Source organism: Candidatus Methylomirabilota bacterium, from assembly GCA_035315345.1.
In the GTDB taxonomy this organism is placed as follows: Bacteria; Methylomirabilota; Methylomirabilia; order Rokubacteriales; family CSP1-6; genus CAMLFJ01.
Genome location: DATFYA010000059.1, coordinates 1 through 16,414, shown reverse-complemented (window position 1 = coordinate 16,414; position 16,414 = coordinate 1). Strand labels below are relative to the sequence as shown.

Below are 16,414 nucleotides of genomic sequence, written 5' to 3'. Positions count from 1 at the left end.
CGGCTCCACCTCCGCCGGCACCCCCACCTGCGCCGCCGCCGGCACCACCGCCCGCACCACCGCCGCCACCAGCACCACCGCCACCACCCCCACCGCCGCCCCCGCCACCACCGCCACCTTTGGCGAGCAGGACGGGCTTCGCCCCGTCAGCGGAATCCTGGGCGACGGTGGGACCGGACTTGGCCCAGTGCGAATGGAGAGCCGCCGCGAATACGGGGGAGAGAGGCGAGATCGTGAGGACGATCGCCAGGAGGATGATGGCGAGCAGACGCAGCGGACGAAACAAGCCGGACGTCATTGTTCGTGACTTTTTGTCAAGGTGTCCGCCAGCACCGCAAGCGCTATGCCACTGAATCGCATCCAACGCGAGACTGCCGGACGCCACCGGCCGCCGAGGAGGCGATCAGCTCTTGAAGAATATCGGCGCAGATTTGCGCGGGCGCGGTGGCGCCACGCCGCGCCGACGTAGCGCCGTGGCGCTGCCGCGCCGCGCACTGTTTATTCCGCGCCGGGTAGGAACTACCGGCGAAAACTTCCGCCGCTAGGTCCTTGACCGGACGAAGCGACCGATGCCCGAGACGGCCGACTCGGCCTCCTCCAGCATGGGCAGGAACCAGTGCCACACGTGGATCATGCGATCCCAGACCTCCAGCGTGGCCGTCACCCCGGCCTGCTTGGCGCGCTCGGACAGCTGCACCGCATCGTCCAGCAACACCTCGTCGCTGCCCACGTGGATCAGCAGCGGCGGGAGGCCGCGCAGGTCGGCGAACAGGGGAGAGGCCAGAGGAGTCCTTCGGTCCCGATCGCCCAGATAGGCGCGCGCCATCTCCTCGATGGGGCCGCTCTTCACGATCGGATCGGCCTCGGCCTTCGTGCGATAGCTGGCGGCGCTGCAGGTGAGATCGACCCAGGGCGAGATGCACACGCCGCCCGCGGGCAGCGGCACCGCGACGTCGCGCAGCGCCAGCAGCGTGGCCACCGTGAGCCCTCCGCCCGCCGAATCGCCGGCGATCACGATGTGTGAGGCCGCGATGCCCTGGTCCAGCAGCCAGCGATAGGCGGCCACCGCGTCGTCCACCGCGGTCGGGAACGGATGCTCCGGCGCGAGCCGGTAGTCCAGGAGCAGCGCATTCGCAGCGCCCGCGCTCGCGATCGCCGCGGCCAGGTGACGGTGCGAGCGCGGCGAGCCGATGACGTAGCCGCCGCCATGGAGATAGAGGACCACGCGGCCGGCCACCGCGGACGGCGGGCGCAGCCACTCGGCCGGCGCGGCGGGCGCGCTCACGCGCTCGATCTTCACCTCTGCCGGGGTGGGGAAGACTTTCTCGGCGCGCTCGTACTGCGTGCGGCGCTCCGCGGTGGTCAGCGTCTCGGATGGGGGCAGCTTGGCGAGGTGCGCGCGTACGACGTCGATGCCGCGGTCGGCCATGTCACGTCTCCTTGGTGCGCCGTCGGTCTGTGGTCGAGCGGCCGTGCGCCGGCGCCGGCAACCGCGGGTGATTCTGCGCCGGCCGCCCGGGATTGGCAAGGCGCGATCCGCGACTCGGAGGGCCCGGCCGTGGCAGAATGCGCGCATGCCGGCACCGTCCGTCCCCGAGTTCCTCTACGGCACCGCCTGGAAGGAGGAGCGCACGCAGGGCCTCGTCGAGCTGGCGCTGCGCACGGGCTTCCGCGGCATCGACACCGCCAACCAGCGCCGGCACTACTTCGAGGCCGCGGTCGGCCAGGGCCTCGCCGCGGCGTATCGCGAGGGCGTGGTCACCCGCGACGACCTGTTCCTGCAGACCAAGTACACGTACCCGCCCGGCCAGGATCATCGCCTGCCGTACGACGCGCAGGCCGATCTCTCCACCCAGGTGGCGCAGTCCATGGCCAGCTCGCTCGAGCACCTGGGCACCGATCACGTGGACAGCTACGTGCTGCACGGGCCGGCGTCGCTCCACGACTGGACGGAATACGACGCCGAGGTCTGGAGCGCGATGGTGCGCGAGCGCGATGCCGGCCGGACCCGGCTGCTCGGCGTGAGTAACGTCTCGCTCGAGCAGCTCGAGCAGATGGTGGGCTCCGGCGCGGAGGCGCCCGCCTTCGTGCAGAACCGGTGCTTCGCCCGCGACGGCTGGGACCGCGAGGTGCGCGCCTTCTGCGCCGAGCGGCACATCGTCTATCAGGGTTTCTCGCTGCTCACCGCGAACCGGCCGGTGCTGGCCGACCCGCTGGTGGCCGACATCGCCGCGCGCGAGGGCGCCAGCCCGGCCCAGGTCGTCTTCCGTTTCGCCCTGGCGGTCGGCATGCTGCCGATCACCGGCACGTCCAGCGCCGCCCACATGACGCAGGATCTGGCCAGCCGCGCGCTGTCGCTCTCGCCGGACGAGGTGCGCGCGATCGAGGCGCTGGCCGAGTGAGGCGACGGTGAGCCACCCGGGCGGACGCGGTCTGCCGAAGGCGACGTCATCCGACGCGTCGCGCGCGCGGTGGAACCGGCGCTGGAGCGAGGAGCGGGCGCAGCCGAGCCCGGCGCCGAGCGAGCTCCTCGTCGCGGCGGTCGACGGCCTCGCGCCCGGCTCCGCGCTCGACCTGGCGTGCGGGACGGGGCGCAACGCGGTGTGGCTGGCCCACCGTGGCTGGCGCGTCACCGCGGTCGATTTCTCCGAGGCCGCACTGCGAATGGCCCGCGCGCTCGCGTCGGACGAGGGCGTCGCGGTGGAGTGGATCGAGGCCGATGCGGCGGCCTGGACGCCGCCGGCCCGCGCGTTCGACCTCGTGTGCGTGCTGTACCTGCAGCTCCCGGCGGTCGAGCGCCGGAGCGCGCTGGCTCATGCCGCGGCCGCGGTGCGTCCGGGCGGCACGCTGCTCGTGGTGGGGCACGACCTGCTGAATCTCACCGAGGGCTGGGCCGGGCCCACGCAGGCCGACGTGCTCTTCACCCCGGCCGACGTGGTCGCCGAGATCGACGGGCTCGAGGTCGTGCGGGCCGAGCGCGTGCGCCGCGCCGTCGCGGAGGCGCCCCCGGGGCGCGCCGCGATCGACGCGCTGGTCTCCGCGCGCCGTATCGCCTGAGGCGCGGCGAGGCTCTCGGCGCGCCGCCGGCCCTACTGGCCGGCGGCCTGCGCTCCGGCGAGGCGGCCGAAGACGGCGCCGGACATCAGTCCGGTGCCCCCGGGATAGTTGCCGTGGAAGAGCCCGCCCACCATCTCGCCGCAGGCGTAGAGCCCGGGGATGGGTGTGAAGCTCGTGCTGAGCACCTGGGCGCGATCGTTCACGCGCACGCCGCCGAACGTGAACGTGATGCCGCCGGTCACCGGGTAGGCCACGTAGGGCGGGGCGTCGAGCCGCTGGGCCCAGTTCGACTTCGGCAGCGGCAGCCCGCGCGTGGCGAGCCCGTCGCGCACGGTGGGATCGAAGCGCCCGTCGGTCACCGCCGCGTTGTAGGCCTCGAGCGTGCGCCGGCAGGCCGCGCGGTCGAGCGGCAGCTTGTCGGCGAGCGTATCGAGCGAGTCGGCGGAAAGCGGCGTGCCGGTCTTGTAACGGCCCTCCAGCAGGTGCGTGACCTTGGCGTCGAAGATCTGCCAGCCGATGCCGCCCGGCTCGTTCAGGATGATGCCGCCGAGCTTCGCGTACGTGTAGAACTGGAAGTCCTCGCCCTCGTCGAAGAAGCGCAGGCCGCGCGCGTTGACGAGCACGCCGTAGGGGTACGAGAGGCGGTTGGTCTTGTCGGTGAGCTTGCGGTCGCCGTGCGGCGGGGCGCCGGCGTCGATCGGGGTGGAGTGGCAGCCGGTCCACTGGCCGTGGGGCAGGGCCCCCAGCGCCATCGCCATGCGGAGGCCGTCGCCCGTGTTGTAGCGCGTGCCGCGCACCTTGGCGTGGTCCCAGGGCCGTCCGAGGTAGCGCGCCCGCCATTCGGGATTCGCCTCGAAGCCGCCGCAGCCCAGCACCACCGCCGTCGCGGAGATCTCGGCGAAGCCGTCCGGCCCCTGCACGCCCACGCCGGTGACGTGGCCGCGGCGGTCCTGCAGCAGGCGCACCACCGCGGTGTCGTAGCGCACCTCGACGCCGTCATGCTCGGCGACCCGGAACCACATCGCGGAGAGCCCGATGCCTTCGTGCCGGGCCCGGATGACCGCGCCGGGCGACCACTTGAACGTATCGCCGACCTTCACCGCGGAGAGCGAGACCGCGGGCTCCATCTCGATGCCCTTGCGGGCCATCCAGCACGCGGTGTCGTAGGAGCGGCCGATGAGCAGCTCGGCCAGCTCGGGATCGGTGCGCCCGTCGGTGACGCGGAGCAGATCGGCCATGAAGAGCCGGTGCGGGTAGGGCTCGACGCCCGCGTAGAAGCCCGGGACCTCGCGCTCGGCGTCGGGCACGAGGGCGCGAAGATCGTCGGGACGGTCGAAGGCGATGCGGAGGAGCCCGCCGCTGTAGTGCGTGTTGCCCCCGCGCAGCGCGCGCGGCGCCTTCTCCAGCGCCAGCACGCGCGCGGCGCCCTGCTCGCGGGCGGACACCGCGGCGGCCAGCGCCGCGTTGCCCGCCCCCACCACGATGACGTCGTAGTCGCTCACCCGCGCTCCGGGCGACGAGCATACCTGGGAGCGCGGCCGTCGCGCTACCGGAACCGGGGGGCCGCGGCCCGCCCCGCGCGCTTAGGTCTCCCTAACGAGCGAACGGCGGCGCGCATCGTGATTGTTTGACATCGGCGGAAGGCGCGTGGTATTGGGCGCAGTGACAACCGGCAGCGCGAAGCAGCCTGTCGCCCACGACGAGAGGAGAAGCGCGATGACCTCAGTCACCGTCAACGGACGCCCCTACAAGGTCAACCTTCCCGACGACACCCCGCTCTTGTGGGCCCTCCGCGACGAGCTGGGCCTGACCGGCACCAAGTTCGGCTGCGGCATGGCGCTCTGCGGCGCGTGTACCGTGCACGTCAACGGGCAGCCCGTCCGCGCCTGCATGACGCCGATCTCGGCGGTCTCGGGCGCCAAGGTGACGACCATCGAGGCCGTCGGCACCGATCCGGTCGGCCGCGCGGTGCAGGCCGCCTGGGTCGACATGGGCGTGCCGCAGTGCGGGTACTGCCAGGCCGGCCAGGTCATGGCCGCGACGGCGCTGCTCAAGCGCACCAAGAAGCCGACCGATACCGAGATCGACGAGGCGATGAGCGGCAACATCTGCCGCTGCGGGACGTACGTCCGGATCCGGGAGGCGATCAAGCAGGCTGCCGCGCAGCCGGGAGCGGCGCGATGAGGCCCCGGCGGCCGGATTCACTCTCGGCCGAGACCCGGCCGGGACGCGCGCCCGAGACAGTGATCGCCAACATCAGCCGCCGGCGGTTCCTGCAGGGCACCGGCGCGGTGGGCGGGCTGGTGCTCGCCGCCGGGTTCGCCTCCGCCGCGCGCGCGGCCGATCCGCCGAAGTACGGACGCGACGGCATGCCCAACGGGTGGGTGGACGATCCGCTCGTGTTCGTGGCCATCGGCGAGGACGGCACCGTCACGATCACCTGCCATCGCTCCGAGATGGGGCAGGGCGTGCGCACCAGCATGCCGATGATCGTGGCCGACGAGCTCGAGGCCGACTGGAAGCGCGTCAAGATCAAGCAGGCCACGGGCGACGAGAAGCGCTTCGGCAACCAGGACACCGACGGCTCCCGCAGCACGCGGCATTTCTTCACGCCGATGCGGCGTTGCGGCGCGGCGGCTCGCACCATGCTGGAATCCGCCGCGGCGGCCAGGTGGGGCGTCCCGGTCGGCGAGGTGCAGGCCAAGAACCACGAGGTCGTCCACGCCAAGAGCGGCCGGCGCCTGGGCTACGGCGCACTGGCCAAGGCCGCGGCCACCCAGCCGGTCCCGGACCGGGACAGCGTGAAGCTGAAGGACCCCTCGCAGTTCCGCTACATCGGCAAGGGTCAGCTCAAGCTGGTCGACGGCCGCGACATCGTGACCGGCAAGGCCATGTACGGCATCGATACGCGGCTGCCCGGCATGCTCTACGCGGTGGTGGCCCGTCCGCCGGTCTACGGCGGGAAGGTGCAGAGCTATGACGCGGCCGCCACGCTCAAGGTCCCCGGCGTGGTGAAGGTGGTCGAGATCGACCAGAGCCCGGCCCCGGCGCACTTCAACCCGCTGGGCGGCGTCGCGGTGGTGGCCACGAACACCTGGTCCGCCATCCAGGGCCGCAAGGCCCTCAAGGTGGTCTGGAACGACGGCCCCAACGGCTCCTACGACACGCCGGCCTACAAGGTCTCCATGCAGGAGTCGGCGCGCAAGCCGGGCAAGGTCGTGCGCGACAACGGCAACCTCGACAGCGACCTGGCCGGGGCCGCGAAGAAGGTCGAGGCCGAGTACTACATCCCGCACCTCTCGCATGCGCCGATGGAGCCGCCGGCCGCGACGGTGCGCATCGTCAACGGCAAGGCCGAGGTGTGGGGCTGCGTGCAGTCCCCGCAGGCGACGAAGGACCTGATCGCCAAGCGGCTCGGCATGAAGCCCGAGGACGTGACGGTCAACGTGACGCTGCTGGGCGGCGGGTTCGGCCGGAAGTCGAAGCCCGACTTCGCCATCGAGGCCGCGGTGGTCTCGAAGGCGATGGACGGCAAGCCGGTGAAGCTGACGTGGACCCGAGAAGACGACCTGGTCAACAACTACTTCCACACCGTCTCGGTGGAGCATCTCGAGGCCGGCCTCGACGCGCAGAACAAGCCGGTCGCCTGGCTGCACCGCAGCGTGGCGCCCACCATCTTCTCGACCTTCGTCGAGGGGGCCAAGAACGAGGCCGACCTCGAGCTGGCGATGGGCGTCATCAACGTGCCGTTCGACATCAAGAGCGTCCGCATCGAGAATCCCGAGGCGGTCGCGCACACCAGAATCGGTTGGTTCCGCTCCGTCTCGAACATCCCCCACGCCTTCGCGGTGCAGTCGTTCGTGGCCGAGCTGGCCGCCGCGGCGGGACGCGACCCGAAGGATTATCTGCTGGAGGTCATCGGGCCGGCCCGGCGCATCAGCCCGGAGCAGCTGTCCGACAAGTGGAATCACGGTGAGAACCCGGAGCTGTATCCGGTCGACACCGGACGGCTCCGTCGCGTGGTGGAGACGGTGGCCCGCGAGGCCGGCTGGGGGCGTCAGATGCCCAAGGGCCGCGGCCTCGGCATCGCCGCGCACTACAGCTTCGTGTCGTACGTGGCGTCGGTGGTGGAGGTCGAGGTGGACAATCAAGGGGTGATCACGGTTCCCCGCATCGACATCGCCATCGATTGCGGCGCCACGGTGAACCCGGACCGCGTGCGCGCCCAGATGCAGGGCGCGGCCATCATGGGGCTGGGCATCGCGACGCTCGGCGAGATGACGTTCAAGGGCGGGAAAGCCGAGCAGGAGAACTTCCACCAGTACGAGGTCACGCGCATGTCCGGGGCGCCCCGCGAGACGCGCGTGTACATCATCCCGGGGGACTACGCCCAGCCGATGGGCGGAGTGGGTGAGCCGGGCGTGCCGCCCATCCCGCCGGCGCTCTGCAACGCGATCTTCGCCGCGACCGGGAAGCGCATCCGGACGCTGCCGATCCGCGATCAGCTGAAAGCCTGACCGAGTAGGTGGGCCGACGACGGAGCCGCGCGCGACCAGCCGGTCGCGCCGGCTCCGCGGCCCCCGCCGTACCCCCGCCGCGGCCGACCTCCGCCACGGTAGCCGGGCGCCCGGCCTCGCCGGCCGAGGCCGCACAGCCCCCGTCGGCGCTCTGGCGCATCGTCCCGCCACTGCTCTGCGTGGTCGTCACCCTCGCGGTGTTCTGGCCGACCCTCGGGCATCAGTTCCTCGACTGGGACGACGATCGCAACCTGGTGAACAACCCCGACTTCCGCGGGCTCGGGTGGTCGCAGCTGCGCTGGATGCTCACGACGACGCTGATGGGGCACTGGATTCCCTTCACGTGGCTGACGTTTGGCACCGACTACGTGATCTGGGGGATGAGGCCCTTCGGCTACCACTTGACCAACCTGCTGGTGCACGCCGGCGCGGCGGCGGCGCTGTACTTCGTCGCGCGTCGGCTGCTCCGGGCGGCGACCGGCGACAGCGAGATCGCGCTCCGCCTGGGCGCCCTCGCGGCCGCGCTGTTCTTCGCGATCCACCCGCTGCGCGTCGAATCCGTCGCGTGGGCGACCGAGCGGCGCGACGTGCTGTCCGGTCTCTGGCTCCTCCTCACCGTCCTCACCTATCTGGTGTCGGTGGACCGGCCGGCCCGCCGGGGCCGGTGGCTGGCGGCGTCGCTGATCTGCTACGCGCTGGCGCTCACCTCGAAGGCCATCGTGATGACGCTGCCCGCGGTGCTGCTGATCCTCGACGTCTACCCGCTGCGGCGGCTCGGCCGCGGGCGAGCCTGGGCGACCGAGGAGGGGCGCCGGGCCCTCATCGAGAAGATCCCGTTCGTGCTCCTGGCCATTGCGGGCGCGGGGATGGCCGTCTACGCCCTGCGGACCCACGCCGCCGAGATGATGGTGCCGCAGCCGCTCGAGAGTCGGATCGCGGTGGCGCTCTACGGCGTCGCGTTCTACGCGTGGACGACCGTCGTGCCCGCCGCGATCTCGCCGCTCTACCAGCTGCCCCGCCGCGTGGATCCCGCGGACCCGGCGATGCTCGCGAGCGCGGCGGCGGTGATCGCGGTCACCGCGGTGCTGCTGTGGCAGCGGCGGCGATGGCCGGCCGGCCTCGCGGTGTGGCTCGGCTACCTGGTGCTGCTCGCCCCGGTGAGCGGCCTCGTGCAGTCGGGACCGCAGCTGGTGGCGGCCCGCTACAGCTACCTGGCCGGCCTGGGGTTCGCGCTGCTCGTCGGCGCCGGCGTCGGCTGGCTGGCCCGGCGCGCCGAGGGGCCGCCGCGCGCCTGGCGGTGGGCGGGCATCGGGGGCGTGGTGGTCGTTGCGGGCCTCGTGACCCTCGGCACGCTGACGTGGAGGCAGACGCAGATCTGGCGCGACCCGGAGACGCTGTGGAGCCATGTGCTGTCGATCGATCCCGGGTCGTCGATCGCGCACAACAACCTGGGCTTCGCCTACCTGCAGGCGGGACGGCTGGCCGACGCGGAGCGGGAGATCCTGACCGCGCTCCGCCTCGACCCCGAATGGGAGCTGGCGCACGCCAACCTCGCGGTGGTGCTACTGCGCCAGGGCCGGCTCGCCGAGGCCGGCGAGGCGCGCGTGCAGCTCGGCTACATGCTCCTCAAGCACGGCAAGTACGAGGGGGCGATCGATCTCTTCCAGAAGGAGGTCGCCTCGCGCCCCGGCGACGCGGGCGCGCACAACAACCTGGGCGCGGCGCTGCTGCTGCGCGGCCAGGTCGGACCGGCCATCGGCCAGTTCGAGGAGGCGCTGCGGATCAATCCGGCGCACGAGAAGGCGCGACGGAACCTCGCGGCGGCTCGCCAGCGTCAGCTCGGCCGGTGACGCTGGCCGCTAGGGCAGCAGGATCGAGAGCAGCTGGAGCAGGAAGGCCAGCCCTAGCAGCAACGGGGCGATCGTGCGGCGCGCCTGGTGGCGCACCAGCCGGACGCCGGCGACCAGGCCGATCGCCAGTGCGGTCAGGCTGAGCGCGTTGCGGAGGCTGATCGGCAAGGGCCCGCCGCCCGGCTTCTCCCGCCGCGTGACGTCGAGCGTGCACGTGGCTCCGGCCTGGCGGGTGCCGTCGGTGAGGCCTTTCAGCACGATCCGCTGCCCCTCGATCTTCGGAGCGCCGACGTCGCCGAACTGGATGAAGTACGGCGCCTGGGTCTTCTGGCCGGCCGGCTCGCGAAAGCGCTCCACCGCGGTGACCGACCCCTGCAGCAGCTCCTGGCTCTTCTGGGTGTCGCGCCAGCGATCGACGTAGCCCGCGTACCGCACCGGCGATGCGGCGGCGCCCTCCTCGGCGCAGGAGCCGACCACCTGCATGTGCTCGATCAGCACGAATCGCTCGGAGGAGACGATCTGCGGCGGAGACTGGCCGCAGGCGGCGAGCACGCATGCGGCGAGCGCAAGGAGCCAGGCGCGCGCGGCCGGGCCGATCACGGGCTCGTCTCCATCTCCGCATCGTAGTCGCATGCCGCCGCCGATGGTCTCACAGACCGCGAGCGCTCCGGTGCTAGGATGTCGCCCATGAGCCGGGCGCTGACGGTCCTGATGCCGTTTCACACCCCGTTCTACGCGCCGCTGCCCGCCGGCGTCGCGCTCGGCCACTTCCGCGAGGCCGGCCTCGACGTCACCGCGGTGCCGGCGGCGCGGTTCGGCAAGGCCACGATGCCCGCGCTGCTCGACGGCGACATCCAGATCAGCCTGGGCGGGCTCATGCGCAGCTTCGAGCTGGCCGACCGCGGCGGACCGATCGTGGTGCACTTCGCGGAGGTCTGCAGCCGGAACGGGTTCTTCCTGCTGAGCCGCGCGCCGCGGCCCGGCTTCCGCTGGGCGGATCTCGCCGGGCGGACGGTGCTCTCCTTCCACGAGGCGCCGACGCCGTGGCAGTGCATGCTGACGGTGCTGCGCGCCCACGGGGTCGACCCGGCCGCGGTGCGCATCGAGCGCCACCGGCCGACCCCCGAAGCGGTCGCCGCCTTCCGGGCCGGAGAGGCAGACTTCCTCGAGCAGCCGCAGCCGGTGGTCGAGCAGCTGCTGGCCGAAGGCGCGGGCCATCTGGTGGCGTCGATGGGCGAGGCCACCGGGCCGGTGCCGTTCACCTCCTACATGACCACGCCCGAGCTCCTCCGGCGCGAGCCCGACACCGTCCGGCGTTTCACGCGCGCGGTGTACCGCACCCAGCGGTGGCTGGCCGGACACGACGCGGCGACCATCGCCAAGGTGGTCGCCCCCGCGTTCGCCGACACCGAGCCGACGATCCTGGAGCGGGCGGTGGCCCGGTACCTGGGGCAGGGCACGTGGTCGCGCGACCCGCTGCTGCGCCGCGAGGGCTACGACTACCTCGAGCGCATCCTGATCTCGGGCGGCCTGATCCGGCAAGGCCAGCGCTACGAGGATCTGGTGGACACCGCGCTGGCCCGGGACGTGATGGCCGAGGACGGCGCGCGCGCCGACTAGGGTGTCCCGGCGGCCGGGGCGTCCGGAGTCGGCGCACGCTCGCCGCCCGGAGCGCGGGACGGATCGAGGCCCGGCACGATCGGCTTGAGGAAGGCGTTCTGCAGCAGGCGCCCGATCGTCTCCCAGCGGCTCACGTGCGGCCGCTCCAGCGGTCCCGACACCTGCACCACCGTGGCGACCTCGCCGCGCGAGTGATTCTTCAGCACCTTGCCGGCCACGTTCATCATCCCCTCGTACAGCCGGCGCTTCAGGCTGCGGTCGCCCTCGGCCGAGCCGTCGTCGCCGACGCGGATGTCCTTGACGAGCGGCTTGACGTAGCCCTCGATGGTGCCGTTCTCGACCTTCAGCTCGGAGTAGAGGGAGAGCGCGCCCTGGGTCACGCCGACGCCGCCGTGGGCACGGACCACGTTGCTGAGCCGCGGCAGGTCGGCGTCCTCGATGCGGGTGGTGATGTCGAGATCGGCGCGCCCCGGGCGCGTCTTCACCGAGGCGGTGATGCGGGTCGGCCCCTTGCCCATCAGCTGCCCGCGCAGCGCGATGGAGGCGTGGCCGTCGCGCGGCTGGCTGCTCAGGTGCCGCAGCGAGATGTCGGTATCGGTGAGCCGGAGCCGGTAGGGCGGGCTGGCCGCCCGGTTCACGAAGCCGAACGTGCTGGCGGTGACGTCGAGGCGCTCGATGGCCAGCTGCGCGCTCGGCGTCCTGGTGGCCCGACGCGCCACTTCGGCGGTCTGCTCGACCCGCGCCTGCTCGGCGCCCGCGGTCTCGCGGGTGTGCGTGTATTCCAGGGCCACCCCCTGCACGCGCACCTGGTCGAGCGACACCCGCGTGATCTTCGGGCCGACCTCGAAGCGGCCCTCCAGCGAGAGCGTGCCGTTCCGCACCGACACGTTGTAGCGGTTGGTGAGGGGCCGGAAGTAGTCGAGCGCGATCCGCTCGAGCCAGAGCGAGCCCTCCACGCCGGGATACGGCGTCGCGAGGAAGTCGGCGTGCCCGTCCAGCCAGATCTGGCCCTGCTCGAACGCCACGCCTTCGACCTGGACGTCGGACGGATAGGTGCGCTCCGCCGAGCGGATGTTGCGGATGTTGTCGGCCTGGATCTTCAAATGACCGAGGTGGAGCGGCTTGAACGGGCCGCGATCGACGTAGGTCACGTCGCCCTGCCGGACGCGCAGCCGGTTGATCTTGAGATCGAGCGTGAGGGCTTCGAGCGCCTCCTGCCAGCCGCGCTGCTCGACCGGCGTGCGATCGGCGGCCTCGGTGCGCACCTGGCGCAGGTCGAGGTGCACGGTGGGATGGTCGAACAGCACGTCGGCCACCACGCGCCCCCGGATCAGCGCCCGCCAGTCGACGCTGGTGACGAGCCGGCGCACGTGGAGCACGGGCGGATCGGGATTGTCGTTCTGGACGATCGTGGCCTCGCGCATCTCGATGGCGGCGGCGAGCGGATGCAGGCGCAGGCCGGGGATCGAGACGGTGTAGCCGCTGAGCCGCCGGTTGACCTCCGCTTCCAGGTAGCGGCGCGCCGGCTCGTCGAGGACGCGCACCGCGATCCCCGCGGCGACCACGAGCAGCCCGATCGAGCCCGCGATCCACAGCCCACGGCGGCGTGAGCGTCGCATGCGGTTGCACCGGTACAAGGCACGTGCCACCGGCAATCCGGGGTCGAGCGCGCGAATGACCGGTGAACGCGGCGCCCGGCGGGTAGTTCTTACATCGGCGTCGCGGAAGATTCGTCCGGTGGTCAGCGGCGACGCGACGTCAGATCCGCGAAGGGCCCGGTGATGCGGATGATCTCGTTGAGCCCGAACACGCCGCTGCGGATGACCGCCACGAAGAGGTCGCCGGCCATGCCGGCGGTGCGCGTCTCCGGCGTGGCCGGCACCACGGTGAGCGCGCGCGGGGCGTCGCCGTGGGTGAAGCGGGCGAGCACGATCTGCTCGCCCTCGGGTGTGAGTGCGAAGACGTACGCGCCCTGACGGGCGGCCACGAACATCACGCCGCCGGGGCCGGGCGCCAGGCCCTGGGCGACCGGCCCTTCGAGGACGAGGCGCGCCTGCCCTTCGGGGCTCACCCGCCAGATCTGGCCGGGCCCGGGCTGCCACGGGGCCTCGGCGCCCGAGTCGGCCCCGATCCACAGGTGATCGGCCTCGTCCATGGCGATGACGCGCGGCCGCATCACGCGCGCGAAGCTTCCGTCGAGCACGCGGCCCTCGGCATCGAGCCGCACCACGACGCCGCGCTCACGGTCGGCGACGAAGACGTGGCCGGCCCGGTTGACCGCGACGCCCTCGGGCTGGACCAGGAGTGGCGCGGCGCCGGCCTCCGCCGCGCCGCCCGCGAGCAGCCGCATCTGCCCGTCGACGAGACGGTAGACGACGCCGACGCGTCGATCGCGATCGAACGTGGTGACGAAGACCTGGCGTCCGGCGAGGTCGGCGCTGACCTGCGAGTTGTTGAGCGGGGGACCGTGGAAGAAGCGCGGCTCGGTCTGCGGGGTCACGCGCCCGCCGCCCGGGGGCACGCGATAGATCGGCGAGAGGTATTCGTACTCGCCGCCGCTGTACCGACGGCCGGTGCGGGCCAGATACAGCGCGCCGGTGTGGTCCACCGCGAGGCTGCCGGTGGACGGCATGCCGACGCCGGCCGCGCCGCTCATCGCCGAGTTGTTGCCCTCGCCGGTGACGTATACGGTGGCGGTGAATCCGGCGGGAAGCGAGATCTCCGCCCGCACTTCCGCCGGCGTGAAGACGGCGGTGAGCCCGAGCAGGGAGACGAGCGCGCGCCGGATCGGCCGCGGGGCCATGGGGCGGATCATAGCCTTCGCGGTCGGACGCATCAACAGGTGTACGCTACAGAGGGAGGATTCGGCACATGACCGACGAGACTTCACGACGCACCGTCCTGCGAGCCGGGCTGGGGATGCTCGCAGGCGCGCTCATCCCGGCCCGCGCCCTCGCCCAGCAGAAGATCGCGCAGAAGCTGGTGCAGTATCAGGAGAAGCCGAAGGGACCGCAAGAATGCGACAACTGCCTGCACTTCGTCCCGCCGGCCAGCTGCAAGATGGTGGACGGCAAGATCAACCCGAAGGGCTGGTGCGCGCTGTACGCTCCGAAGCCGAAGTAGCGCACCCCGCTAGTCGCGGGCGCGTCCGCAGAGCACGTTGACCACCGCCTGACGCCCTTCCCGCACCGCGGCGAGCGCGCGCCGCAGCGCGGGCCCGACCTCGGCCGGAGTCTCCACCCGCTCGCCGTGGCCGTCGAACGCGCGCACGATCTCCTCGTAGCGCGGCGCGGGACCCAGGCTGGTGAGCGGGAACCGGCCGGAGGCCTGCGCGTGCCCGTCGGGATGCACGGCCAGCGTGCTCTGCTTGACCGCTTCCCACTGCTGGTTGTTGTAGATCACGGTCAGCACGGGCAGGCCTTGCTGTCGCGCGGCCAGATGGCACGCCACCGGCTCGTTGAAGAGATAGGCTCCGTCGCCGAGCGCGGCGATCACGGTACGGTCCGGGGCGCCCAGCTTGATCCCGAGCGCGGCGGGCAGGGCCCAGCCGAGACCGCTCGAGTGCGGCTGGCCGAAGAAGGCGCCGGGCCGGTCGAAGGCCAGGTGCCGGCGGTCGATCGGATACTCGTTGACCACGATCGTCGACTCGTCGATCACCTCCTGCAGCCGCCGCGTGACCCACGCGAATCCCGGCCGCGGCCAGCCGGCCTGCGCCTCCGCCTCGGCGGCCCAGCGGGCGCGCCGGCTCCGGTGCGCTTCTTCCACGACGGCGCGCCGCGCCGCGACCGCGCCGGGGTCGGCGTGCCGGCGCACCGCCTCGGCCAGCGGCGGCAGGGCGGCGGCCGGGTGCGCGGCGATCGGCACGTCGCACGGGAAGCTGCGCATCGGGTAGCGCGAGAACGACGGGTCGACCGCGAGATGGATGACCGCGGCGTCGGCGGGCGGGCGGACCAGCGACGGATACCACGGCACGTCGGCGTCGATCACCAGCAGGACGTCGGCCTCCGCCACCGCGGGATCGGTGCCCGACGGCTGCGTGAAGCCCACGTGGAGGGGATGGCTCTGCGGGAAGTTCACGTGTGTCGGATCCACCTCGACGACGCCGATGCCGGCGGCTTCCGCGAAGGCGACGAGCGCGGGCACCACCGCGGGATCCCGGCCCGCGCTCGAGACCAGCGCCAGTGGCCGGCGCGCCCGCGCGAGGAGGCGCGCGGCCTCGTCGAGGCGGGCGGGGTCCGGCAGCCGCCGCGAGGCGACGTGGCGTCGGCTCGGGGAGGTGATGGTCATCGCCTCCACCGGAGCGGCCAGCACCTCGCGGGGCAGCGTGAGATACACCGGGCCGCGCGGCTCGGCCAGCGTCAGCTCGAGCGCGCGATCCACCACCGCCTCCAGCTGCGCGGGCGTGCGCAGCTCGTAGTCCCACTTGACGTACTCGCGCAGCATCGCGGCCTGGTCGAAGCTCTCCTGCGCCCAGTGGATGTACAGATCGCGCGAACCGGGCAGCCCTTCCTCGGTGATCGGGGTCCGTCCAGCGCTCATCAGCATCGGCGCCTGCGAGCGCGCCGCGGTGATGATCCCGCAGGCCGCATTGGCGGTGCCCACCGTGACGTGCACCATCACGGCCTGCGGCCGGCCGGTGGCCAGCCACACCCCGTGGGCCATGCCCACCGCCACCGACTCGTGCGGGGCCACGATCGGCCGCGGGGCGCGCTTGCCGTCCGCCTCGCGCCGCGCGAAGGCATCCACCAGCGAAGCGAAGTCGGTGCCCGCGTTGGCGAAGAAGAAGTCGACGCCGCGGTCCTCGAGCAGCTCGAGGTAGGCCTGCGCCACGTTGTCGACCTTGAGCGTCCTCATCGACGGCCATCGTAGCAGACATGGCGCCTTCGGGGCGGCCCTTGACAAGGGCTCCGCGCCGGGTGTAGTCATCGGCCCATCCAACGGCGCTCGAGATGTTCTCGTAGCACAGCGCGGATTGCTCGCAAGGGTGCGGTGCCCACTTCATTCGTAGCTCGGGCTCGCTCACGTGGAGAGCCCGGGCGGGAGAAGCCGTCATGGACGAAGACCGGAGCACGTTCGAGACGCTCGAAGCGGCATTCGTCGAGGGCCGACTGACCCGGCGTGATCTCCTCCGCCGCAGCGCGCTGATCGGAGCCGGCGCGTCGGCCGCCCACCTCCTGACCTCGCTCGGTGTACCCGACCCCGCCCAGGCGCAGGGCACTCCCAAGAAGGGCGGCACCCTCGTGATCGCCAAGGAGAGCGAGCTCGACATTCTCGACCCGCACAGCGCGGGCGGCTGGGTGACCTGGCGCGTCAGCAAGCAGATGCACGAGGGCCTTATCGACGAGGACCTCACCCAGGCCAATGTGCCGT

The 16,414-nt window shown here is 72.2% G+C and carries 14 protein-coding genes; 8 read left to right on the top strand and 6 right to left on the bottom strand.

Features of this window, described 5'->3' with window-relative positions; all coding sequences use genetic code 11:
* Positions 1-541 precede the first annotated feature (541 nt).
* Entirely contained in the window at positions 542-1,429 is an 888-nt protein-coding gene (locus tag VKN16_07140; GenBank protein HME93972.1) for an alpha/beta hydrolase, read from the bottom strand.
* Positions 1,430-1,574: 145 nt separating this feature from the next.
* Between VKN16_07140 and VKN16_07135 the strand changes: the two genes are divergently transcribed.
* Together VKN16_07135 and VKN16_07130 are read left to right on the top strand one after the other, a co-directional pair.
* Positions 1,575-2,402: an aldo/keto reductase gene (locus VKN16_07135; protein HME93971.1), complete on the top strand. Its 828-nt coding sequence runs from the start codon at positions 1,575-1,577 to the stop codon at positions 2,400-2,402.
* A 7-nt stretch (positions 2,403-2,409) separates the two neighbouring features.
* Entirely contained in the window at positions 2,410-3,057 is a 648-nt protein-coding gene (locus VKN16_07130) for a class I SAM-dependent methyltransferase (GenBank protein HME93970.1), read from the top strand.
* Positions 3,058-3,089: 32 nt separating this feature from the next.
* On the opposite strand, the gene tcuA is transcribed toward VKN16_07130, so the two are convergent.
* Positions 3,090-4,559, bottom strand: a complete 1,470-nt coding sequence (gene tcuA / locus VKN16_07125; protein ID HME93969.1) for an FAD-dependent tricarballylate dehydrogenase TcuA — start codon at positions 4,557-4,559, stop codon at positions 3,090-3,092.
* A gap of 214 nt (positions 4,560-4,773) precedes the next feature.
* Here tcuA and VKN16_07120 point away from each other — a divergent pair, with 214 nt between their 5' ends.
* The 3 genes from VKN16_07120 to VKN16_07110 all read left to right on the top strand — a co-directional run bounded on the left by VKN16_07120 (position 4,774) and on the right by VKN16_07110 (position 9,424).
* Complete coding sequence (locus VKN16_07120; protein HME93968.1) at positions 4,774-5,241, top strand: (2Fe-2S)-binding protein; 468 nt, start codon at positions 4,774-4,776, stop codon at positions 5,239-5,241.
* Complete coding sequence (locus VKN16_07115) at positions 5,238-7,574, top strand: xanthine dehydrogenase family protein molybdopterin-binding subunit (protein ID HME93967.1); 2,337 nt, start codon at positions 5,238-5,240, stop codon at positions 7,572-7,574. The genes VKN16_07120 and VKN16_07115 overlap by 4 nt, the downstream gene beginning before the upstream one ends.
* A gap of 179 nt (positions 7,575-7,753) precedes the next feature.
* A complete protein-coding gene (locus tag VKN16_07110) occupies positions 7,754-9,424 on the top strand; it encodes a tetratricopeptide repeat protein (GenBank protein ID HME93966.1) in 1,671 nt (556 codons plus the stop codon).
* Positions 9,425-9,433: 9 nt separating this feature from the next.
* Here the strand turns inward: VKN16_07110 and VKN16_07105 are convergent, their stop codons facing one another.
* Positions 9,434-10,024: a hypothetical protein gene (locus tag VKN16_07105; GenBank protein HME93965.1), complete on the bottom strand. Its 591-nt coding sequence runs from the start codon at positions 10,022-10,024 to the stop codon at positions 9,434-9,436.
* A gap of 87 nt (positions 10,025-10,111) precedes the next feature.
* Between VKN16_07105 and VKN16_07100 the strand changes: the two genes are divergently transcribed.
* On the top strand, positions 10,112-11,044 hold the full coding sequence (locus tag VKN16_07100) for an ABC transporter substrate-binding protein (GenBank protein ID HME93964.1): 933 nt from the start codon (positions 10,112-10,114) through the stop codon (positions 11,042-11,044).
* On the opposite strand, the gene VKN16_07095 is transcribed toward VKN16_07100, so the two are convergent.
* Positions 11,041-12,663, bottom strand: a complete 1,623-nt coding sequence (locus VKN16_07095; protein HME93963.1) for a DUF748 domain-containing protein — start codon at positions 12,661-12,663, stop codon at positions 11,041-11,043. The genes VKN16_07100 and VKN16_07095 overlap by 4 nt on opposite strands.
* A gap of 122 nt (positions 12,664-12,785) precedes the next feature.
* Positions 12,786-13,847, bottom strand: a complete 1,062-nt coding sequence (locus tag VKN16_07090; protein ID HME93962.1) for a hypothetical protein — start codon at positions 13,845-13,847, stop codon at positions 12,786-12,788.
* Positions 13,848-13,915: 68 nt separating this feature from the next.
* Here VKN16_07090 and VKN16_07085 point away from each other — a divergent pair, with 68 nt between their 5' ends.
* Entirely contained in the window at positions 13,916-14,167 is a 252-nt protein-coding gene (locus VKN16_07085) for a high potential iron sulfur protein (GenBank protein HME93961.1), read from the top strand.
* 9 nt (positions 14,168-14,176) lie between these two features.
* Here VKN16_07085 and VKN16_07080 read toward each other — a convergent pair whose 3' ends face one another.
* On the bottom strand, positions 14,177-15,898 hold the full coding sequence (locus VKN16_07080) for a thiamine pyrophosphate-requiring protein (protein HME93960.1): 1,722 nt from the start codon (positions 15,896-15,898) through the stop codon (positions 14,177-14,179).
* A gap of 197 nt (positions 15,899-16,095) precedes the next feature.
* Between VKN16_07080 and VKN16_07075 the strand changes: the two genes are divergently transcribed.
* On the top strand, positions 16,096-16,414 hold a 319-nt coding region (locus VKN16_07075; GenBank protein HME93959.1), incomplete at its 3' end, for a twin-arginine translocation signal domain-containing protein.